The sequence below is a fragment of the Legionella sp. ST3F1 genome, assembly GCF_048553315.1.
GTDB lineage: Bacteria > Pseudomonadota > Gammaproteobacteria > Legionellales > Legionellaceae > Tatlockia > Tatlockia donaldsonii.
In genome coordinates, this window is record NZ_JBLZIO010000016.1 from 69,529 (window position 1) to 89,700 (window position 20,172).

Sequence of the window (20,172 nt, forward strand, 5' to 3'; positions counted from 1 at the left end):
CTGGAATATCAAATCAGTCAGCATCTTGCCAGAGATAGTGGCTTAAGTTCAAGTTAGAACTTTGCTTAACATTCGTTTAAAGACTCTAAATAATCATTAAAGGCTTCTCCAATCTCTGGATGTAGTCTGCTTAATTCCACTGTGGCCTGCAAATAACCTAGTTTTGAGCCACAATCATAACGTTTGCCATGAAATTGGTAAGCCTGAACTTTTTGCTCAGCTAACAACCGTTGAATACCATCAGTTAATTGAATTTCCCCGCGATGATCAGGCGATATTTGCTTCAGGCAGGAAAAAATTGCTGGAGTAAAAATATAACGCCCTACAGCAGCAAGATTAGAGGGAGCAGACTCTGTCTTTGGTTTCTCAACAATCGTCACAATCGGAGAATAATTTGCGCCAGCATCCTCAACGCGAGCCACACCATATTGATGAACATCATGCCAAGGTACTGGTTGAACTGCCATCACTGAATGACCATCTTTATGAAAATAATTAACCATCGCAGAAAGACAAGGTAATTTGGAATCGTCTATCAGATCATCTGCCAACAAAATAGCAAAAGGCTCCTCTCCCACTATGTGCTCAGCGCACAGTACTGCATGCCCCAGACCTAAAGGCTGATTCTGCCTGACATACGTAAACTGTATACCTGGTGGCGAAATATTTTTTACTACCTCAAGTAAAGCTTCTTTGCCTTGTTCTTTCAACCGCATTTCTAATTCAAAATGATGATCAAAATGATCTTCAATTGCGCGTTTACTTGAACTAGTAATAAAAATCATATGATTAATGCCAGCACGCACAGCTTCCTCAACAGCATATTGAATCAACGGCTTATCTACTACAGGCAGCATTTCTTTAGGATTTGCCTTAGTCGCTGGTAAAAACCGCGATCCTAAACCTGCTACAGGAAAAACAGCTTTTTTTATTGGCATCATTAATACCTCCTGGGAGATGCTTTATCCATGAATGGAAACATTAAGTTAATTAAGCACTAGCTTCTTCAGTTAACTGAAACAATTACGGTCAATAGAAGTACAAATAATTTCGTGACCAAACTCCCCCAACAAACAGTAGATGCCAGGCCTGCATACCCTATTGTCTCACAAACTAAATGCTTGCATTATCGATAAAATCACCAAGAATAACAAATTATCAAGAATTAACTTTTTCTCGAATAAATAGCATGGAATTTTCTCTCATACGTTATACTTAATCATTTTAAGCAATCAAGATGGTCTAAACGATGAGGAAATCTTCTTATTGGCTTGAGCGACCAGCAGTTATTCTTTTTTTTCTTACTCTTCTTATTCTGTTCATTCGACTTTTCTTGCGTGGCAACTCACTTGAATTAGATGAAGCAGAGCAAGTCATTGTGGCGCAACAACTCTTACCAGGATATCCTGATCAGCCTCCTTTTTATTCCTGGCTGCAATATCTTTTTTTCAAGCTAGTTGGTTTTAATTTATTAAGTCTTGTTTTATTAAAGTGCAGTCTTTTATTTGGCTGTTTTTACTATTTTCATCAAATTTGTCGCTTACATTGCCCGAATAATACCTTGGCCTGGTGTGCTACCTTAGCTTGGGCACTGATACCGGCTATTAGTCTTGATCTGATAAAAGACAATACCCATTCAGTCTTGGTCTTATTTGCCGCCTGCCTTACCTGGTATTGGTTCATCGCACCTTCACGCCTGCCAAAAACAGTTTGGTATCTAATTTTTGGTCTTATTATCGGCATAGGATTTCTTTCCAAATTTAATTATCTTTTGTTTCTTTCTATCTTATTGCTGAGTGCAATTTCCATTGATAATTACCGTATTAAATTAATCCATCCAGGTATGCTATTAACCTTAGTGGCAGCCCTTGCTCTTGCAAGTCCTTATATTTTTTGGCTGTCTGAACACCCTGGTATTGGCTTACATGCGCGTTCCAAGTTAATGCCTGACAATAAGCAATCTTCGTTTGGCCTTATAGAATTCGGTAAAGCAATCCTGTTTTTTGCTTCTCCAGTCTTGCTCGTTACAACTATTTTTTTTCCATTCAAGCATTGGCAACTACGTCAAACTGCCAGGAATTATTTACTTCTACGTTACCATTTAATTAGTTTACCCTTGCTTGCTTCGATTATTTTTTTTGCGGGTATTAGTAATTTTGCAACACGCTGGCTTATTCCAATCCTATTTTTATGCCCACTGTGTATCTTCAGCCAAGTGCAACTAAAACCTGAGTTAACCACCAAAATACGTTCTTTTGCCGTAATTTGTTTATTAGTCCAACTCATTTTCTTTGGTATCCTAATTAATCGCGGTCACTCAGAACATAATAAATACAATCAATTTCCTGTCAATGAAACAGTACAAGCAATCCAAGCAGATCGCTTCAAGGTGGATTACATTGTCTCTGACTCCTATTGGTTATTAGGAAATCTCATGTTGAAACTCGGCATTAAAAATGGCTGGTATCTGCATCCTGCCTCTCCGTTTTCTTTACCCAGAGGTAAGCTACTCCTTGTTTGGCAAAGCCCGCAATTACCTGTGTGGGTAAATACCTTAATGCCACCTCCGTCGAAAGCAATAAATTGGGTGGAAAATCCTGGAAACAGCTTAATCGTAACTGGACGAACTTATTATGTTACCTAGCGGAAGAAGCGACAAAGACTACGATACCTGTTTTAGTTTCTTTGTCATCCTGGAAGAACGCTCTCTCTGAATTAAATAAAGGTTGCGTGCGTAGATAAAAACACCGGTCGATTGTCCTAATATAAAGACAGGATCCTGTTTATAAATCGAATAGACCAATAATGTTAAACCACCCAATAAACTCAAATACCAAAAAGCGACAGGAATAACACTTCGCTTCACTTTTTCACTAATCAGCCACTGTACGACAAAACGTGCAGAAAAAATTCCCTGACCAATAAAACCAATAGTGAGCCACAGATAATCACCGTTCATGTGTAGAAACCTCCGGGGCACAAGGACGCTTTAATAACCAGCGCACGCCAATTAAATCATGAATACCAACAAATAGTCGATTCATAACACCATATTTAGATACGCCGTGGCGGCGCGGTCTATGATTCACGGGTAAATTAACTAATTTAAATCCAGCTCTTTTAAACAAAGCCGGTAAAAAGCGATGCAAATGGTTAAAATGAGGTAAAGCTAAAAAAGCTTCTCGAGGAAACAGTTTTAAACTGCACCCTGTGTCAGGGCACCCATCATCAAGGAAACGCTGCCGTACACCATTACCGATACGCGAAGATAATTTTCTTAAGTAATTATCATCCCTTTTTTTACGGTTGCCTAAAACTACTGTACGAAAATCTTGTACTTGTTCCACAAGTCGCGGAATATCGGCAGGATCATTCTGTCCATCACCATCCAACGTAACTAACAAAGCATAGCGAGCTGCTTTGGCGCCACTCAAAAAAGCCGCACTCTGCCCAAAATTTCGCTTATGATAAACAACACGACAATTACTGTAACGTTGTGATAACGAATCAAGTTTTTCTATCGTACCATCCCTACTGCCATCATCAACAAAAATGACTTCGTAAAGAAAGTCTGTCGCTGAAAGCGTCGCTACAATTTCCTCATATAATGGTTCAACATTATCGACCTCATTATAAACAGGAATAACAATCGACAAAGCAACCTGCATAGAAGCCATTTCAGTTCACCTTAAAATCAGAAAATTTTTATTGTACCGTATGTCCCCAAGCCGGAGCCAGCCATGATTTGCGTCGCAAAATACACAGCAAAATCCCAACTTCTAATAAAGTGAGGTAACCCGCCGTCAAAACATCACTGAGATAATGATGGGTAAGAAAAACGCGGGAAAACGCAATGGTTAAACCAGCCAAAATAAAGGCATAAAAATAACGCGGGAACAGAATACTTAAGCCCAAGGCTGCACCTATCACTGTGGTTGTATGTCCAGATGGAAAGGACCAAAAATAGGCATTGGTTTTAAAACCAAAAAAACCGTACAACTGCTCGTCAAACCACATATCTGGTCTGGCTCGTCCTAATAATGCCTTCAAAAATACGCAAATGACTCCAGGTATGGTAACGCACATAAATAAAAACCAGGCGCGCGCCTCCCACTCGCTATTTTGTCGTATATAGCGGAAAAAAAGTGCAAGAACAAAAAATCCAACCATATAGATCAAACCTAAACCCAGTTTTGTTAACCAAGTCAATAACGGCAAATTTTCTTTTAAATCAATTGAATAAAAATATTGGGCAATAGGTTTATCAAGATACAAAAAGGACAAAACAACGAAACCAATATAGAGCATCGCGACCCAGGGCTTAGTCATTACAGCCAACAAACGATCAAAGGGCGACATACTGTTTTTCTCCCATATTTTCTTGTCTAATTAAAAAAAGCTCTACCCAACGGCCTTTGGTGTAATTATAACCTTTCGTATAGGCCATAATAGCATAGCTCCTACGGTTATTTATCCATTTGGCAAACAGAGCCGGTTCGATTAAAGCCAACCGAGACGAGTCTTGTTGCAACGCTTTCTCTGCCATCTCGCTATCAGTAAATTTCACCAAATTAGTGTTTAAATTAAACACTAAACTGGGCTCTTCAAAACCCACTACCAGTAAAGGCTTGGCAGATGAAATTTGCTTCCTATCAATCAGTTCCACCACATTTTTTGTTAGCCAAAGAGGCTCCAGGGAAGGTAATAATTCTGTAAAAATGAGTGGATAGGCAACCAAAGCCGAAATAAGTACCGCTATACTGGCACGATAATAAGCACCCTGCCAAGCAAAATAAACACAAATAATTGTCATACCAGACAATCCAGCAAACAGAATACAGCTAATAACAGGAATCTGTTGCATCACCAGGTAAGGCAAGAGAGCTAAACTAAAAGCAAACCCTAGGGATAAAAATCCCCATAGAATCTGCAAGAAATGCAACCAACGCCCCGGCCGTTTTATTTTCTCAGTTTTTTCAATAGCTAAAGCACATAATAATGCAATAGCGGGAAATGTGGGTAACACGTATTGAGGTAATTTGGTTGGCATCAATTCGAAAAAGATCCAGGTGGGCAAAAGCCAAGCTAACAGAAATTTAACTACTTTATTGTGGCGATTACGAACAGCATAAGTTCCACCTTGCCATAAAAACAGAGAAGCCGGCCAAAATGTTAACGGTAAAATGACTAGATGAAATAAGGGCGGCTTACCATGTGATTCATGCCCACCTTGTAATTTAGGTAATAAATCCTTATGAATCATTTGTAGTAAATAATTACTGTTTTCTGCGGCATTAACCATCAGAACCCAGGCGAAGCTAACTAAGGTAAACAATAATAAACCACGATAAATACGCAGCCCGCGAAGCCAATCCATACGTCGTTCAATAATACAGAGTGTTGCAACAGATAAGCCCCCAACTAACGGTGTCACACCCTTTAGCACTAAACCATAAGTCATAGCCAACCAGAAGCAACCGGCCCATCCCCAATGAACAGGTTGTTTATCGATGGCTTTTTGATAAATAACCCACAAGGCACCCTGCATTAACAACACAGAAAACAATAAAGAAGTATCAATCACCGCCATATGGGCTTCTACAACGAGCAATAGTGCAGAAGCAAATAGCGCTGTGGCTAATCCGGCTGTGCGCCGACTAACAAAACGGCGAGAGAAAAAATAGGTCAGCAATACAGAGAATAATGCACCTAACAAGGACGGTATGCGGTAAGGCCAGATACTTGTAGACTGGGCGCTAGAGAATAAATTTACACTACCTGCCTGCAGCCAATTTATTCCAGGTGGTTTCTGAAAACGGGTTTTCTCTTGAAAACGAATTTGAAAGTATTGGCCGGTTTGTATCATTTGTCGGCTTGCCTGGGCAAAATGTGCTTCATCCCTATCAATTACAGGCATTTTTGCGATACCAGGCATGAAAATTAATAAAGAAAAAAATCCTAGTAATAAATAACTATTCAGTTTATCCAAGGCATTTGCTCATCGCCCCAATTTGACATGACATGATATAAGAGCAACACGGCCCTGTCCATCGTACCTAGTCATTGCCCAGAAATTATGATCCCGAATACCCAAGACAGGCCAGCAACTATTCTAAACGTAAACTCAACTACTCGGTACAGCATTGGCTTGAGCAAATCACCAACTATCCGTTAGAATGACGCACGCTCATAATGGAGTAAATTTCTATACTCATGCTTGAATTAACAACCATCCAACAAATAGTCACCTGGATACTTCCAGTTTTATTTGCCATAACCCTTCATGAGGCAGCCCACGCCTTGGTTGCTAATTATTTCGGCGATAAAACCGCTAAGATGCTTGGGCGTTTAAGCGTTAACCCCCTGCGTCACATTGACCTCATTGGCACGATAATTGTCCCTGTTATTACTTTGATATTAAGTGGTTTTGTGTTCGGTTGGGCCAAACCTGTACCTATTAACAGCTCGCAATTGCGCAATCCACGCCGTGATATGGTATTAGTGAGTGCTGCAGGCCCAGTTTCAAATCTCATAATGGCTTTTTTATGGGCGTGCTGCCTCAAACTAGCCACCATGCTGGATCCTAACTCTTCTAATATTGCTTTGTTTTTATTGCTCACGTCGCGAGCAGGAATACTTATCAATTTGCTTCTCGCTTATTTTAATTTGATACCCATTCCACCTCTCGATGGCGGGCGCGTTGTTGCTTGTCTTTTACCAGTCAGGCAAGCTTTGATTTATGAGAAAATAGAACCCTTTGGTTTTTTTATTTTATTAGCACTGTTACTTAGCGGTATTTTGGGCTGGTTACTCAATCCTGCCATTAGCTGGTCACTGGCAACTATTCGTTTTTTATTTAATTTATGAAAATTCTCGCTGATGCAACTATACCGGGTTTAGCCCAAGCCTTCCCACAACCCTTTGAATTAACTGTCTACAAAGAGGGTGAAAATATAGCCGAACTTCTCAGTGGACAAGATATTCTCTTATGCCGCGCCACCCTGAAAGTTAATGAGCAGTTACTCAAAGGACATTCACTGCGCTATGTTGCAACAGCCAGTAGCGGCACTGACCATATCGATAGTGCTTATTTAAAAATGCATGCCATTACGCTCTTGGATGCAAAAGGCAGCAATGCTGTTGCGGTGGCTGATTATGTTATTGCCACACTCGCCTATTTGCAGAGGTATCATTCATTTCAAGGTACGAAGGCTGGTCTTATTGGTGTAGGTGAAGTTGGCTCAAAAGTAAAAGAACGCTTGGCAGCAGCCAACATGGAAGTCCTTTGCTATGATCCACCCAAAAGCAAACGCGACACCAATTTCTACAGTATTACTTTGACCGAACTCGCTGATTGTGATCTAATCTGTGTCCATGCCAGTTTGCACGGGGAGCCCCCTTACCCCAGCCGGAATCTTATCAATGCAGCACTGCTTAAACGATTAAAACCAGGTTGTGCCATCATCAATGCCTCGCGCGGTGGTATCATCGACGAAAAAGCCCTTCTTCAAACTCCGTCAGTTATCTATTGTACTGATGTTTATAATAATGAACCTTTTATTAACCCAGAGATTGTTAATTTTTCCAGGTTATGCACCCCTCACATTGCGGGCCATAGCATTGAAGCCAAGTATGCTGCTGTATTCATCCTAAGTCAGAAATTGCATACTTGCTACGACCTTTCTCCTCCTACAATGGGTAGTTTTTTGGCAACCATTGCAAACTTACCTCCCTTGCCTGAAGCGCAGAGTTGGCAGGATTGTGTTTTATCGCTTTTTAATCCTGCTGTTGAGACAAACTTGTTAAAGACTTCCAGTAATCTTGCTGCAACGTTTACCGAACTGCGCAAAGCACATAAAAATCGTCATGATTTCTGTGTCTATAACGCACAATTAGTAAACCAGCAAACACGTAATATCCTTGGGTTTAATAATAATCGTTAAGCAACCGTCGATTATTACCTGAAGGAGATCTTCTGTTTTAGTAGGGCTCTATAATTTAGGCAAAGTGCTTGATCCCTATCTTATTATGATCGGCATTGCCATGTTTATAAAAACGATACTCCATGAGTGTTCGTCACAGGTTTTTTTACTCTCCTAGTGGGATTGCTTATCGTGGTAGCCACAATATTGATGGGGTACTGAAGTCAAGCCGAAACTAATTCGGCTGTAGTACCCAAGCTTGCTCTAACAATTTGATAGGTGTTGATTTAGCTTTTAATTTACTTGTTGTTTAGCCTTCAAACGCCTTATCACCGCTTGATCAGAAAAGGCATGCCGCACATTGCCAATTTGCTGATAGGCTTCATGACCTTTGCCCGCAATAAGAATAATATCATCTTTATGTGCCAAATTAAGCGCTTTGGTAATCGCTTCTTCTCGATCGGAAATTTTATACAAATTAGCTTTGGAAATTATTCCGGCATCAATGGCATCAATGATAGCCCAAGGATCCTCATTACGCGGATTATCACTGGTGATAATAGCAATATCTGCATATTCACTGGCAATTCGACCCATTATCGGTCGTTTACTCTTGTCTCTATCACCACCACAACCAAACACGACTATAATACGACCTTTTTTTACTTTTTTTAGAGTAGCCAATACATTTTGCAACGCATCTGGCGTGTGTGCGTAATCAACGATCGCATAGGGCTCATGCGTTACAACTTCCATACGGCCAGGGGCCGGTTGTAATTCTGCCATCACAGGGATGACTTTCTCAACATCATAGCCAACTGCCAATAAGCTGGTAAAAACGGCCAGGGCATTATAAATATTAAAAAAACCCAGTGCATTAATCACTAATTGATGCTGGCCCCAAGGTGAAGCCACCTCAAGCCGAGTCCCCGCCAAGCTAACATCCCAACGCAAAGCGCGCACATCGGCCTCATCTTTAATGCCGTAACTGATAATTTGGCAAGGTTTTCTCACTGCAGCCCGCATTGCTTGTTGGTAATTATCATCCTGATTAATAATGGCCCACTTGAGGGTTGGCTCGGCGAAGAGTAACGCTTTCGCAGCAGCATAAGCATCCATTGTTTCATGATAATCAAGATGATCATGACTTAGATTAGTAAAAATTGCCTGGTGAAAATCAATACCCTCCACCCGCTTTTGATGTAAGGCATGAGAGGAAACTTCCATACACACTTGCTTTATACCCTTTTGCTGATAGGTGTATAAAAGATATTGCAAACAAAGCGCATCTGGCGTTGTATTCGCTAAAGAATCCAATGCAGTAACATCACCCTGCCCCAGGGTTCCAATGTAAGCCGCTTTTTCACTCAATAGGGTATGAGCCTGAGCTAATTGGTAAGCAATGGTTGTTTTGCCATTTGTTCCTGTAACTCCAGTTACCGCTAATTTCTTCGTTGGCTCAACAAAAAATCGGCTGGCAATTGCGGCAAGTTTTTTTGCCAGATCTGGTAAAGCAAGGCAGGGTACTTGCGTTGGAAGTTGACAATTACTTGGCCAATGATCTGGTTCGTAAACAATCGCTTTTGCACCTGCTTTAATCGCCTGTTGAATATACAACCTACCATCAGTAGCAGCGCCAGGATAAGCAAAAAATAAAAACCCATGTTTTATTTGCCGGCTATCGTTATGTATACCTAGAATGTCACAATCAGGTAGATTCTCAGTAATCCAAGGACGCATTAACTCAGCAAGTTTCATGGTAACCTCACGTAGTTGTTTTATCAGGGGGCACTTCCAAGATGCGTAAAGCCCCAGACATAACCTGTGCAAAAAGTGGGGCTGCAACAGCCGCGCCATAATAACTGTTTCGTGTCGGTTCGTGAATCACAACAACCACAACAAGCCGCGGTTGTGAAACTGGCGCTATACCGACAAAGCTCGCAATGTGACGATTCGCTTCATAGCCATTTTTACCGGCAATTCTTGCGGTTCCTGTTTTACCGGCAACTCGATAACCAGGGATTCTAGCCAATTTTCCTGTCCCTTCATTACCAAGCACTGCCTCCATCATGGCAAGAACCTGACTGGCTGTTTTCTCATCCAGTACTTGTTCACCAGCGATTGTTGTTTCATTATGTAGTAAAGTAACCGGTAACAATCGCCCTTTATTGGCAAAAATAAGATAACCTTTCGCTAACTGTAAAGCTGTTACAGATAAACCATAACCAAAACCCAGCGTTGCTAATACAAATGGATTCGCATCTTTGGCTTTAACAATTCCCCCATCACTTTCTCCGGGATAACCGCTTTCCGTGCGTTGTCCAAACCCACTGCGCTGCAGCAGACCAATGAGTTGTTCGGGGGGACTTAAGAGAATCATTTTGGTAACACCAACGTTACTGGAATGCTGTAATACGCCCGTTACATCTAATACACCATAATTATGGACATCACGGATAGTATGGCCATGTACTATCATCCAGCTTGGCCGGGTATCAATAATATCTTCGGGCTTCACCAAACCACTTCCCAACGCACTGGCTATACTAAAAGGCTTGATCACGGATCCGGGTTCAAAAATATCGGTTATCGCTTTATTACGATAACTGTCACGCGTATAACGACCACGTGCATTAGGATTAAATGACGGGTAATTGGCCGCTGCCAGTATTTCTCCATTTTGAGCATCAACAACCACCACAGAACCCGATTTTGCAGCAAATTTCTCCAGAGTTAGCTGTAATTCATGGTAAGCCAAATACTGAATACGTTTATCAATACTCAAAGGTAAATCATGTCCTGGCCGAGGTTCTTTAAGCACACCCAACTCATCAACAATCTGGCCTGTACGATCTTTTACAACCCTCTTCTTGCCGTTAACTCCCATTAACCAATCCTGATAAGCAAGCTCTAATCCTTCAAGACCAGCATCGTCAATATTAGTAAAACCAATTAACTGTGCGGTACTTTCTGCTTCAGGGTAATATCGCTTAAATTCCTGTTGAAAATTAACACCAGGAATTTTGAGTTGCTCAATTTGTTTAGCAAGCGTGGGCGGTAACTGGCGATGTAGATAAAGAAATTCCCGCGAACTGGCTCTTCTAACTCTGGCAACGATTCGCTTTGCAGGTACATTCAGTAAACGGGATAACGCTGCCAATTGTTTGGCATTCGGTGAAAATACTTTAGGATTTACCCACACGGATTGTACTGGTGTACTTACAGCGAGAGGACTCCCTTGTCTATCAGTAATCATGCCGCGGTAGGCCGGAATATCAATGGTACGAATACTGCGCGCCTCGCCCTGCCCTAACAAAAATTGACGATGAAGTACTGTCAAATCCAACATCCGCCATACAAGCACTGCTAGTAGCAGGATGAAAAAAAACGATACGACTACTAGCCGAGCTTGATGACCATTTGTTTTCATTGGATTCGCAACACAAAAGTTTCTTTATCCGCCGGTAATCTCATCTGTAATTTCTGTATTGCCAGCTCCTCTACTCTTGCGGGCGTTGCAAGACTTGCTTGCTCCAAAAGTAATTGTCCCCATTGCAACTGCAGCTGGTGCGTTTGCTGCTCTAAATGCTGCAACTGACTAAAACTGATACGATGCTCATTGGTCGTATAGATAATAGCCAAGGCACTCAGTAATACTGCCAATAGTAAAGTTAACATGAAACAAAGCTGTTTTGAGAGACGCATATCTAGTAATTGTCCACTAAAAAAATTGCTCTGATTAATCGCTCTGGCTGCGGCATTCATGCTATTTTTTCTCCTATTCTTAAGACCGCACTGCGTGCCCTGATGTTTTCTTTTACTTCCTCATCAGATGCTTTGACGGCCTTCCCCACCCGCTTAAAACACGTTTGAATATCCACATTGCGTACAGGCACCTCCGGTGGCAGGCGCAAACCTTGCTCTTTAGTACGCATAAACTGCTTAACAATACGATCTTCCAAGGAGTGGAAACTAATCACTGCCAAACGCCCGCCAACTGCTAAAACATTGAGAGCTTCATCCAGACAAGCCGTCAAATCACTCAATTCCTGATTCACATGAATACGTATCGCTTGAAATACTCTTGTTGCAGGATGTTTATGTTTTTCCCATTTTGGATTAGCTTGTTTGACAATTTCCGCCAAAGCTTCTGTAGTCTGAATGGGGGACTCTGTACGCGCAGCCACAATTGCACGTGCAATGCGTCCAGCAAAACGCTCTTCGCCATATTCTCGGAATATGGCAGCCATTTCATCCGCCTCTGCCTTATTAACAAATCGAGCAGCATCCAACTCTTGATCTAAATCCATGCGCATATCTAAAGGTCCTTGCTGCATAAAACTAAAACCTCGCGCTGGGTTATCCAATTGGGGCGAAGAAACGCCTAAATCCAACAAAATACCGTTGACCTGCCCGTAAACATTGGCTTGCTTGGCAAATGAAGCAAGCTTCGCAAATGAGCCTTGATATATATGAAAGCGATTATCCTTAGCAAAATGTTGTTTAGCGTACTCTATTGCTTCAGGATCTTTATCAATTGCAATTAGACGCCCTGCTGCAGATAATTGCTGCAAAATAGCGCGACTATGACCACCACGGCCGAAAGTTCCATCAATATAGATGCCGTCTGCCTTGATAGCCAAGCCTTCTATTGTTTCCCGCAACAATACTGATTGGTGCGCCATCATAATTATTTCCGTTACAAAGAAAAAGTTTTCATCTCATCTGGCAATCCATCCTCTTGGGAAGCTTCTTCAGCCAACCATTGTTCGCGTCTGGTCTGCCACAACATTTCATCCCAAACTTCAAACTTATTGCCCTGACCTATCATCACAACTCGTTTATCAAGATGGGCATAGTCGCGTAATAAAGGTGGTAAAAGCACACGGCCATTCCCATCCAGCTCTACATCCGTTGCATGTCCAATCAGCAAGCGCTGAATTCGACGAGCTGCCACATTAAAACTAGGCAAGCTTTGCAGCTTATCCTCAATAATCTGCCACTGCGCTGCTGGATAAAGCAGCAAACATGTCTCTTCTGTATCAATGGTCACCACCAAAGAGGATTTCTCTTGCGCACCCAAGGCGTCTCGATAACGCGTTGGTACTGCAAGACGGCCTTTCCCGTCAATTGTGATGGCATTAATTCCACGAAACATGGTTTCTTTTTTGTGGTCGGTTATTAACCATCCCACAATTCTCCACTTTTTTAGTATTTTAAACCACTTTTATACACTATAGAAACACATTTTCCCAAGCGTCAACCCCAAAACAGGATTTTCTAGTAAAAAATTTCAGCAATACCCATTCACAAGCCTACAAAGAGGCATAGTGATTTTATTTAGAGCACTCTCTTGATAGATCAACACCCTAGAAATCGTTTTTATTTTTTTAGGAAAGGAACAACTATGTATTTCGAATAAACGCAGAGATTAAAACTGATTTACTACAACTACTGTCACTACCTAAAAACAACAACTACAACTTGCTAGCTATTCAGCATTGCAGCCAAACGAATACCCTGCAACACCAAATCAGGAACCAAATGATCATAAATTCCCTGTTTATCAAACAAAGAAGCAAATCCCCCTGTTGCCAGCACGATTACATCTTGCCCAGCAAAAGATTCGGTTTTAATGCGATTAATTAATTCGCGACAAGCACCTAAAGCACCATAAAAAACACCTGACTGAATACTTTCAATCGTAGAGCGCCCTACAACCTGTTCTGTTCTAACAATTTCTACCGCCGGTAACTTCGCAGTCTTGGTAGCAAGCGCATCGACTGACAAGCGCACACCAGGTAAGATTGCTCCACCCAGATACGCTTTTTGCATGGTAATTACGCAAAATGTCGTAGCAGTACCAAAATCAATGACTACAATATTTTTTCCTGGAAAAGCATGCGTCGCCGCGATCGCATTGGCTATACGGTCTGCACCAACTTCAACCGGGTTACGATATTTAATGTTTAAACCTGTTTTGACCCCTGCTTGCAACATGAAAGGCTCTACAGAAAAATACTTCACACAGGCGGCCCGCAGAGAATAATCTAACTGTGGTACAACAGAACAAATGGCAATTGCATTAATTCCTTCCGGTGAACACTGATTCTCACGCAAGACAGTTTTAAGAAAAATGCCTAATTCATCGGAAGTACTCACTTGCGAAGTATGGCGAAAGCGAAGACGAATCTCATCCCCGGCAAATACACCGCCGTAGATATGTGAATTACCAACATCAATACATAGCATCATGGTCAATAGACTCCGCTATTGCAAATGCGCCGATAGTAAGTCTAGTTATGATGAGAATCAAGGGGGGGAATAGAAAAAGTCGGTCGATAAGCCGGGTTCTGTCTTGGACAACCATTCATCTGGGACATGCGTCACCACATGCCTCAAGCGACCTACCCGAATCCCGTACGGGCCATACGTTCGTGCATCGCAGCACGAAGGATTCCTATTTGGTCTTGCTCCGGGTGGGGTTTTCCCTGCCACGACTGTTACCAATCGTGCGGTGCGCTCTTACCACACCATTTCACCCTTACCTACCTGCTGTGAACAACAAATAGGCGGTATATTTTCTGTGGCACTTTCCGTAGGCTCACGCCTCCCAGGAGTTACCTGGCACCCTGCCCTGCGGAGCCCGGACTTTCCTCCCTTTGTTTTACACAAAGAGCGATTGCCTGACCGACTCTGTTGTTAATACTAGCAGAGTGCCCAATGAAAGACTATTAATATTTCCCCTAGCTTATTATTCATGCCTTGATTTGGCTGTGATAGACAGAAATCAAAGCATAATCGCCTAGACGAATTATCAACAGTCTCAAGAATTAACCACGCGTACCGATAAACTCGTCGTCAAAATAACGCTTCAGTTTAGTACGCAAAGTACCACGGCTTACACCAAGAACACGAGCAGCTTTAGACTGATTATAACGAGTTAATTCCATTACCGTACGAAATAAAGGGGCTTCAACTTCTTCAACAATTAATTGATAAAGATTCAAGTTCGCATCTTTATTACCAACCGTATTCAAATAACCCTTTACTGCTCCAACGACCTGTTGAGTCAACGCTTCATTGTTTTGCTCAACCTGTTGCATAACTGCACTCATTATTCCTCTCCCAACACACAAAATTAACTATAGAACATGTGGTCAAACTCAATGCAGAGACTGAACATCATGCGCGATATACTAACAAATATCTCAAAGAGTGTAAACATTGTTTTATTGATATTCATTTATTAAGGGAAGCTTAAGGGAAAAATGGGAAATTTTCAAGCATTTTTGTAAAATATGAGCATTTTTTTATCATTTGGCGGCCACTTTCTGCTCTAAATAAATAATAAAAAGCCTTGAAAAAAACAAAATGATAATAAATGATGCGAAAACAGGGCGGCAATTGCAAAAAAACATTGCTTTCTGTCTATAATTTAGAATATTTGTTATAAGGAAAGATTGAGATGACTAAGAAATCCGAGAAAAAAACGAGTGGCTTAAAGAAAGAAAAACAAAAAATTCCTACAGAAAATTTAGCTAAGGTATCCGGTGGCCACCATGAAAGACCGATACAACTCCCCAGGCCTCCCAGACCCCACATCCCTCGCGAAGAATAATGAGCTGAGAGTTTTACTCCACTGTAAAACTCTCTCCACAACCACATTGCCCTGTTTGATTAGGATTATTAAAAACAAACTTATGGTTTAATCCCTGTTTGACGTAATCAATACTCATCCCTTTAAGATAGGGATAACTGCCCTTATCAATACAGATTTGATAATCACCGGCTAACGGCAGCACGATATCGTTCTCATGGGGCACCACAACATAATCCACAACATAAGACAAACCAGAACAACCAGTCTTTTTTACCGATAAACGAATCCCTCTACTTTCTGGATGTTTGCCAAGATCAGAAAGTACATGGCGAGTAGCCGCTTCACTGAAAGTAACACCCATCACAGAATCACTTTTATGCTGCATCACTTCACTCATTTTTCCCCCTTGCTTATTAACCCTGGATTAGGGTCTGTTGTCATTTCTACTCTTGGCCGAAATGCTCAGTTGTAAACTTTGCTGCGATGTTCGAAAATCAACACCTTTCGACTCAAGCTAGCGAAATGGAGCCCCCTGGAAGGCAACCAATTTTGCTTTCATAATCCGCACAATTTCTTTATAGCCGTCTTCAATCTGCAGTGCCACGTGATAACGAACTTTTGGCAGAGCCAATTCTTGGGCCAACCAAGCGTGATCATATTTTGGATGTGTCTCCAACAAAGTCCCCTCTAATTGCCGGCACAACCATTCTGCAGCAGCAATCAAATAGGGATTCCCATAGGCTTTGAAGCGCGCCTTGAGGATGTGGCCTTGCGCATCACAACATAAATAAAAGTCGAATACGTCACCCCGACCAGCTTCTCCCCCATGATAATGGGCACACAACGGCCGCAACTGATCCAAAACACCCACATGGGTTGGCGAAAAAAAACAAGACTCTACAAGTTCATTATACATCATAGTGGCGATATTTCGTGCAAACGGTTTATCTGATAACAAATTATTTCAATGGCCTGCTTCACTTGCTCTTCAGTAGTAAAACGGCCGCAAGACAATCGAATTGAACTATAAGCTAACTCATCATTTAAACCCAGTGCCCTCAGTACATAGGAAGGCTGCCGGCTTGCCGCTGCGCAAGCAGAGGTCGTTGAAATAGCTAATTCACGTAAAGCTAATAAGAGTGAATCTCCATCAACGCCAGCAAACGTCACATTTAAATTTCCTGCTACGCGTTGTTCTTCATGGCCATTTAAGCGAACTCCAGGCAAATGTTTAATTCCTTGCCATAATTGCTGCCGCAAACGCAAAATACCTGCTTGCTCCTGGACACGGGAATGCTCAGCAAGGGCAAAAGCCTCTCCCATCGCTACTATTTGATGGGTTGCTAAAGTACCTGAGCGCATCCCTCCTTCATGACCTCCCCCAAAAGAAAGTGCTTGAATGCGAATTCGAGGCTTATGACGGACATACAAAGCCCCTATACCCTTAGGACCGTAATTTTTATGAGCAGAAAACGACATTAAATCAACAGGCAATTTACGCAAATCAATTTCAATTTTACCGGCACTTTGTGCGGCATCCACATGAAATATAATTCCCCTGCCACGCAAGAGTTCACCAATGGCACTAATATCCTGCACAACCCCTATTTCATTATTAACGTGCATGACAGACACTAAAATTGTTTCGTCCCTGAGAGCCTGGATCAGTGTTTGTAAATTGAGTAAGCCATCGGGTTGCGGTTCCAGATAAGTGACTTGAAAGCCTTCTTTCTCTAACTGATGGAAACTATCAAGTACCGCCTTATGTTCTGTAAGCATGGTAACCACATGGCGGCCTTTCCTCTGGTAAAAACGCGCCGCCCCAAGAATAGCCAGGTTATCCGCCTCGGTAGCACCAGAGGTAAATACAATTTCTTGTGGCTGCGCATGAATGACAGCCGCTATTTGGGACCGTGCATAATCCACCGCTTCAGCCGCCTGCTTACCATAGACGTGAGTAATTGAGGCTGGATTGCCAAAGCAGCCATCAGGCCCTAGATACCCCATCATTTTTTCAATTACCCGCGGATCAACAGGCGTAGTGGCCATATAATCCAAATAAATTGGTAATTTACTCATTCTGAACTCCTGCTAGCGATCCTTTGCGTACTTCAATGCATTTTGCATATGGCTTAAAATCCCTCGTAGTATAGTGACTTCCATATATTCAAGGCCTGCGCGATTAAATAGCCTTCTAATCCGTTGTATCAAACGCCTGGTCGGCTTTGTAGTCTTTAAAAAATTTATTGCTCGCAAGACTTCTATTAGATGAGTATAAAACTGTTCTGCTTCATCTGCCGTTGCCAAACGATCATGGCGTAATTCAACATCAGCTGCCGGGGATAATAGTTTCATTCGCAGCTCATAGGCAATAATTTGTACTGCCTGGGAAAGATTTAAAGAACTATAGACAGGATTAGAGGGGATATTGACATGATAATGGCTGCGCAATAACTCTTCATTAGTAAGGCCTGTACGTTCGCGGCCAAAAATAATCGCCACCTCTGTCTCATCAGGTTGCGAGCAAACCAGTTCCGCACAACTTGCCGGAATTAACCCTGGTAGACTAAGTCCTCGCGGCCTCGCACTGGTCGCAATAACTAACTGACAACCTGTAAGTGCTTCTTCCAACGAGTCACAAACCACTACCTGCTGTAACAGATCATCCGCACCAGCCGCCATTTCATAGGCTTTTTGATCAGGAAAAGACTTCGGCGAGACGAGATAGAGCTTATGTAAACCCATCGTTTTCATTGCTCTTGCAGCTGAACCAATATTGCCAGGGTGGGAGGTTTCAATCAGTACTATTCGAATTGAAGCAAATTTCATAACAACAGTCTTAATTATTCAGTAATCGCAACTATACCAGCAATGACTTCTCTCTGTACAAAAAAAAATGTGTTAGAATCGCAAACTTTGTTAAAAACGAGCGAATCCATGCAACCACTATTAAATATTGCCATTACTGCCGCACGCCTTGCCGGCGATATCATTGTCCGTCATTTAGAGCAACTCGATCGAATTAAGATCACCGCAAAGAGCAGTGAGGAATATTTTACTGAAGTGGATATCAAGGCAGAACAAGCCATTATTCATACTATCCATAAAGCTTATCCCGAGCATGGCATTATTGCTGAAGAAAGCGGTATTCATAATGATAATGCAGACTCTGTATGGATTATTGATCCGCTTGATGGCACAACCAACTATATGCATGGTTTTCCCTTCTTTTCAGTATCGATTGCCCATAAAGTAAAAAACCGCATTGAGCATGCCGTTGTCTATGACCCTATCCGCCATGAATGCTTTTCAGCGAGCCGCGGCCGTGGTGCACAATTAAATGATCGACGTATTCGAGTCTCGAAACAAACACAATTAAATGCCGCCCTACTCGGTACGGGTTTTCCTTTCCGCAATACTGCCATGGCACAACGCTATTTACCCACGTTTGAAGCATTAATTGGCAAATGTGCTGGTGTTAGACGTACTGGCTCCGCTGCCTTGGATTTAGCGTACGTGGCGAGCGGTAGATTAGATGGCTTTTGGGAGTTTGGTCTTCGTCCCTGGGACATCGCAGCGGGCAGCTTGATTGTCAAAGAAGCGGGGGGATTGATTAGTGACCTGCAAGGCGGCGAAACCTACATGAAACAAGGTGATGTTGTCGCTGGCACTCCCAAAATCTTCAAATCATTGCTGCAGACGTTTATGCCCATAATCAAAAGCTAATGAACGCTATTCCCGCCATGGCGGGAATAGCTGCTACTTAAAGGACCCTGATTTCAGTCCTGATACAATTGATTTAATTAAAATTATACCGGTCCAACATGCCCTTCAGGCAAAGATTAATACTCTTTCTCAGCACTTTATCAAACCAGTTAGCACAGGTTTTAGCTACACAACATTGAAATGACTAGAGATAGCCTCTATAATCCCGCTCCATCACAAAATAACAGGAAATAAAATGCAAGCAGGCGATACCTTAACCGCTGAAGATTATTCCAAGGCAATGAATCTATTGGGGCAAAATTTACTGTCAGCATTAACCCAGTCTATAGAAAAACTGCCTCAACCACTCCGTAATCGTAAAGTGGTATCCCAGGCATTGTCCGCATTTATTGCCAATCTTATTTATAAACAATTTCCTGGCGATCAAGAGTCACGCCAGCAAATGCTTGATGAGCTTACCATGCTTATACAACTACAATTAGACAGCATTACCCAACTTTCTGAGCCTGCTTAATAATAAATCAAACTCAAATCCCCCGCCGCAAGCGGGGGATTTCCAAACTAATGAACCAACACGCTTTTCACCATCCGTCGTAGCATCGTAGGAAGCAAGGGTTTTGTATAAATGTAGTTCGCCCCTAAAGCCAAACATTGCTGGCCTAACGCCTCATCCACATGTGCGGAAATAACAATCACCGGTGTATTGCCATTTAAGGGATTACTACGAATCAAAGGAAGCAACTCCTCGCCTGGTTTATCCGGTAAACCCAAATCGAGCAGGATGCAATGGAAAGGCTGCTTTGACAGGCAGTCAAGGGCTTCTGCCGCTGTCGCTGCCAAAACGGGTTGATACTCGTTGAGTAAGGACAGATAAATGTGCTGACAAACAAAATCATCTTCAACGATTAACAGTGGTGAGTA

The 20,172-nt window shown here is 42.1% G+C and carries 23 protein-coding genes and 1 other RNA gene; 6 read left to right on the forward strand and 18 right to left on the reverse strand.

The window, feature by feature from the left end; translation table 11 throughout:
* Positions 1-65: 65 nt before the first annotated feature.
* Entirely contained in the window at positions 66-941 is an 876-nt protein-coding gene (gene galU, locus ACN4Z1_RS11500; RefSeq protein ID WP_115221613.1) for a UTP--glucose-1-phosphate uridylyltransferase GalU, read from the reverse strand.
* 308 nt (positions 942-1,249) lie between these two features.
* Between galU and ACN4Z1_RS11505 the strand changes: the two genes are divergently transcribed.
* Positions 1,250-2,644 carry a glycosyltransferase family 39 protein gene (locus ACN4Z1_RS11505; RefSeq protein WP_228364906.1) on the forward strand — a complete coding sequence of 465 codons (1,395 nt, stop codon included), beginning with the start codon at positions 1,250-1,252 and terminating at the stop codon, positions 2,642-2,644.
* Positions 2,645-2,662: 18 nt separating this feature from the next.
* Here ACN4Z1_RS11505 and ACN4Z1_RS11510 read toward each other — a convergent pair whose 3' ends face one another.
* The 4 genes from ACN4Z1_RS11510 to ACN4Z1_RS11525 are packed head-to-tail and all read right to left on the reverse strand — an operon-like array spanning position 2,663 to position 5,989.
* A complete protein-coding gene (locus ACN4Z1_RS11510) occupies positions 2,663-2,959 on the reverse strand; it encodes a lipid-A-disaccharide synthase N-terminal domain-containing protein (RefSeq protein ID WP_115221615.1) in 297 nt (98 codons plus the stop codon).
* Positions 2,949-3,677, reverse strand: coding sequence for a glycosyltransferase family 2 protein (locus tag ACN4Z1_RS11515; RefSeq protein WP_228364905.1), 729 nt, complete (start codon positions 3,675-3,677; stop codon positions 2,949-2,951). Before ACN4Z1_RS11515 ends, ACN4Z1_RS11510 begins: the two co-directional genes overlap by 11 nt.
* A gap of 28 nt (positions 3,678-3,705) precedes the next feature.
* Positions 3,706-4,359 (reverse strand): phosphatase PAP2 family protein, encoded by a 654-nt coding sequence (locus ACN4Z1_RS11520; protein WP_228364904.1) that lies wholly within the window; start codon positions 4,357-4,359, stop codon positions 3,706-3,708.
* On the reverse strand, positions 4,346-5,989 hold the full coding sequence (locus tag ACN4Z1_RS11525; RefSeq protein WP_228364903.1) for an ArnT family glycosyltransferase: 1,644 nt from the start codon (positions 5,987-5,989) through the stop codon (positions 4,346-4,348). Before ACN4Z1_RS11525 ends, ACN4Z1_RS11520 begins: the two co-directional genes overlap by 14 nt.
* A 224-nt stretch (positions 5,990-6,213) precedes the next feature.
* Between ACN4Z1_RS11525 and ACN4Z1_RS11530 the strand changes: the two genes are divergently transcribed.
* Positions 6,214-6,867 (forward strand): site-2 protease family protein, encoded by a 654-nt coding sequence (locus ACN4Z1_RS11530; RefSeq protein WP_228364902.1) that lies wholly within the window; start codon positions 6,214-6,216, stop codon positions 6,865-6,867.
* Positions 6,864-7,943 (forward strand): 4-phosphoerythronate dehydrogenase, encoded by a 1,080-nt coding sequence (locus tag ACN4Z1_RS11535; RefSeq protein ID WP_228364901.1) that lies wholly within the window; start codon positions 6,864-6,866, stop codon positions 7,941-7,943. Before ACN4Z1_RS11530 ends, ACN4Z1_RS11535 begins: the two co-directional genes overlap by 4 nt.
* Positions 7,944-8,216: 273 nt before the next feature.
* On the opposite strand, the gene ACN4Z1_RS11540 is transcribed toward ACN4Z1_RS11535, so the two are convergent.
* From ACN4Z1_RS11540 to ACN4Z1_RS11575, 8 genes are all read right to left on the reverse strand, one after another.
* The gene (locus ACN4Z1_RS11540) at positions 8,217-9,680 is read right to left on the reverse strand and encodes a UDP-N-acetylmuramoyl-L-alanyl-D-glutamate--2,6-diaminopimelate ligase (RefSeq protein WP_228364900.1); all 1,464 of its coding nucleotides are present in this window, start codon (positions 9,678-9,680) and stop codon (positions 8,217-8,219) included.
* Between the two features lie 7 nt (positions 9,681-9,687).
* A complete protein-coding gene (locus ACN4Z1_RS11545; protein WP_228364899.1) occupies positions 9,688-11,352 on the reverse strand; it encodes a peptidoglycan D,D-transpeptidase FtsI family protein in 1,665 nt (554 codons plus the stop codon).
* A complete protein-coding gene (gene ftsL / locus ACN4Z1_RS11550) occupies positions 11,349-11,687 on the reverse strand; it encodes a cell division protein FtsL (RefSeq protein ID WP_058447474.1) in 339 nt (112 codons plus the stop codon). Before ftsL ends, ACN4Z1_RS11545 begins: the two co-directional genes overlap by 4 nt.
* Positions 11,684-12,610, reverse strand: a complete 927-nt coding sequence (rsmH, locus tag ACN4Z1_RS11555; RefSeq protein ID WP_228364898.1) for a 16S rRNA (cytosine(1402)-N(4))-methyltransferase RsmH — start codon at positions 12,608-12,610, stop codon at positions 11,684-11,686. Before rsmH ends, ftsL begins: the two co-directional genes overlap by 4 nt.
* 11 nt (positions 12,611-12,621) lie before the next feature.
* Positions 12,622-13,080: a division/cell wall cluster transcriptional repressor MraZ gene (mraZ, locus tag ACN4Z1_RS11560; RefSeq protein ID WP_115222728.1), complete on the reverse strand. Its 459-nt coding sequence runs from the start codon at positions 13,078-13,080 to the stop codon at positions 12,622-12,624.
* Positions 13,081-13,409: 329 nt separating this feature from the next.
* Positions 13,410-14,177 (reverse strand): type III pantothenate kinase, encoded by a 768-nt coding sequence (locus tag ACN4Z1_RS11565; protein ID WP_058447476.1) that lies wholly within the window; start codon positions 14,175-14,177, stop codon positions 13,410-13,412.
* Between the two features lie 71 nt (positions 14,178-14,248).
* Positions 14,249-14,620: RNase P RNA component class A (gene rnpB / locus ACN4Z1_RS11570), an RNA gene on the reverse strand.
* A 135-nt stretch (positions 14,621-14,755) separates the two neighbouring features.
* Positions 14,756-15,040 carry a helix-turn-helix domain-containing protein gene (locus tag ACN4Z1_RS11575; RefSeq protein WP_058447477.1) on the reverse strand — a complete coding sequence of 95 codons (285 nt, stop codon included), beginning with the start codon at positions 15,038-15,040 and terminating at the stop codon, positions 14,756-14,758.
* 350 nt (positions 15,041-15,390) lie between these two features.
* On the opposite strand from ACN4Z1_RS11575, the gene ACN4Z1_RS11580 reads away from it, so the two are divergent.
* A complete protein-coding gene (locus ACN4Z1_RS11580; protein WP_181879369.1) occupies positions 15,391-15,543 on the forward strand; it encodes a hypothetical protein in 153 nt (50 codons plus the stop codon).
* Between the two features lie 13 nt (positions 15,544-15,556).
* Here ACN4Z1_RS11580 and ACN4Z1_RS11585 read toward each other — a convergent pair whose 3' ends face one another.
* The 4 genes from ACN4Z1_RS11585 to ACN4Z1_RS11600 form a co-directional block, all read right to left on the reverse strand.
* Entirely contained in the window at positions 15,557-15,922 is a 366-nt protein-coding gene (locus ACN4Z1_RS11585; RefSeq protein WP_228364897.1) for a HesB/IscA family protein, read from the reverse strand.
* Positions 15,923-16,039: 117 nt separating this feature from the next.
* Positions 16,040-16,444, reverse strand: coding sequence for an iron-sulfur cluster assembly scaffold protein (locus ACN4Z1_RS11590; protein ID WP_228364896.1), 405 nt, complete (start codon positions 16,442-16,444; stop codon positions 16,040-16,042).
* Complete coding sequence (locus tag ACN4Z1_RS11595) at positions 16,441-17,604, reverse strand: IscS subfamily cysteine desulfurase (RefSeq protein WP_228364895.1); 1,164 nt, start codon at positions 17,602-17,604, stop codon at positions 16,441-16,443. The genes ACN4Z1_RS11590 and ACN4Z1_RS11595 overlap by 4 nt, the downstream gene beginning before the upstream one ends.
* Positions 17,605-17,616: 12 nt before the next feature.
* Positions 17,617-18,354 carry an RNA methyltransferase gene (locus ACN4Z1_RS11600; RefSeq protein ID WP_115221625.1) on the reverse strand — a complete coding sequence of 246 codons (738 nt, stop codon included), beginning with the start codon at positions 18,352-18,354 and terminating at the stop codon, positions 17,617-17,619.
* A 108-nt stretch (positions 18,355-18,462) separates the two neighbouring features.
* Here ACN4Z1_RS11600 and ACN4Z1_RS11605 point away from each other — a divergent pair, with 108 nt between their 5' ends.
* Both ACN4Z1_RS11605 and ACN4Z1_RS11610 read left to right on the forward strand, forming a co-directional pair.
* Positions 18,463-19,251, forward strand: coding sequence for an inositol monophosphatase family protein (locus ACN4Z1_RS11605; RefSeq protein WP_228364894.1), 789 nt, complete (start codon positions 18,463-18,465; stop codon positions 19,249-19,251).
* 235 nt (positions 19,252-19,486) lie between these two features.
* Complete coding sequence (locus tag ACN4Z1_RS11610) at positions 19,487-19,765, forward strand: hypothetical protein (protein WP_228364893.1); 279 nt, start codon at positions 19,487-19,489, stop codon at positions 19,763-19,765.
* A gap of 47 nt (positions 19,766-19,812) precedes the next feature.
* Here the strand turns inward: ACN4Z1_RS11610 and ACN4Z1_RS11615 are convergent, their stop codons facing one another.
* Positions 19,813-20,163 carry a response regulator gene (locus ACN4Z1_RS11615; RefSeq protein ID WP_419413455.1) on the reverse strand — a complete coding sequence of 117 codons (351 nt, stop codon included), beginning with the start codon at positions 20,161-20,163 and terminating at the stop codon, positions 19,813-19,815.
* Positions 20,164-20,172 lie beyond the last annotated feature (9 nt).

Coding starts and splice junctions, on each gene's coding strand:
- ACN4Z1_RS11530 (WP_228364902.1), top strand. CDS start 6,214: ATGCTTGAATTAACAACCATCCAACAAATAGTCACCTGGATACTTCCA.
- ACN4Z1_RS11600 (WP_115221625.1), bottom strand. CDS start 18,354: ATGAAATTTGCTTCAATTCGAATAGTACTGATTGAAACCTCCCACCCT.
- mraZ (WP_115222728.1), bottom strand. CDS start 13,080: ATGTTTCGTGGAATTAATGCCATCACAATTGACGGGAAAGGCCGTCTT.
- ACN4Z1_RS11585 (WP_228364897.1), bottom strand. CDS start 15,922: ATGAGTGAAGTGATGCAGCATAAAAGTGATTCTGTGATGGGTGTTACT.
- ACN4Z1_RS11520 (WP_228364904.1), bottom strand. CDS start 4,359: ATGTCGCCCTTTGATCGTTTGTTGGCTGTAATGACTAAGCCCTGGGTC.
- ACN4Z1_RS11595 (WP_228364895.1), bottom strand. CDS start 17,604: ATGAGTAAATTACCAATTTATTTGGATTATATGGCCACTACGCCTGTT.
- rsmH (WP_228364898.1), bottom strand. CDS start 12,610: ATGATGGCGCACCAATCAGTATTGTTGCGGGAAACAATAGAAGGCTTG.
- ACN4Z1_RS11610 (WP_228364893.1), top strand. CDS start 19,487: ATGCAAGCAGGCGATACCTTAACCGCTGAAGATTATTCCAAGGCAATG.
- ACN4Z1_RS11590 (WP_228364896.1), bottom strand. CDS start 16,444: ATGATGTATAATGAACTTGTAGAGTCTTGTTTTTTTTCGCCAACCCAT.
- ACN4Z1_RS11540 (WP_228364900.1), bottom strand. CDS start 9,680: ATGAAACTTGCTGAGTTAATGCGTCCTTGGATTACTGAGAATCTACCT.
- galU (WP_115221613.1), bottom strand. CDS start 941: ATGATGCCAATAAAAAAAGCTGTTTTTCCTGTAGCAGGTTTAGGATCG.
- ACN4Z1_RS11505 (WP_228364906.1), top strand. CDS start 1,250: ATGAGGAAATCTTCTTATTGGCTTGAGCGACCAGCAGTTATTCTTTTT.
- ACN4Z1_RS11565 (WP_058447476.1), bottom strand. CDS start 14,177: ATGATGCTATGTATTGATGTTGGTAATTCACATATCTACGGCGGTGTA.
- ACN4Z1_RS11535 (WP_228364901.1), top strand. CDS start 6,864: ATGAAAATTCTCGCTGATGCAACTATACCGGGTTTAGCCCAAGCCTTC.
- ACN4Z1_RS11510 (WP_115221615.1), bottom strand. CDS start 2,959: ATGAACGGTGATTATCTGTGGCTCACTATTGGTTTTATTGGTCAGGGA.
- ACN4Z1_RS11580 (WP_181879369.1), top strand. CDS start 15,391: ATGACTAAGAAATCCGAGAAAAAAACGAGTGGCTTAAAGAAAGAAAAA.
- ACN4Z1_RS11515 (WP_228364905.1), bottom strand. CDS start 3,677: ATGGCTTCTATGCAGGTTGCTTTGTCGATTGTTATTCCTGTTTATAAT.
- ACN4Z1_RS11545 (WP_228364899.1), bottom strand. CDS start 11,352: ATGAAAACAAATGGTCATCAAGCTCGGCTAGTAGTCGTATCGTTTTTT.
- ftsL (WP_058447474.1), bottom strand. CDS start 11,687: ATGAATGCCGCAGCCAGAGCGATTAATCAGAGCAATTTTTTTAGTGGA.
- ACN4Z1_RS11575 (WP_058447477.1), bottom strand. CDS start 15,040: ATGAGTGCAGTTATGCAACAGGTTGAGCAAAACAATGAAGCGTTGACT.
- ACN4Z1_RS11605 (WP_228364894.1), top strand. CDS start 18,463: ATGCAACCACTATTAAATATTGCCATTACTGCCGCACGCCTTGCCGGC.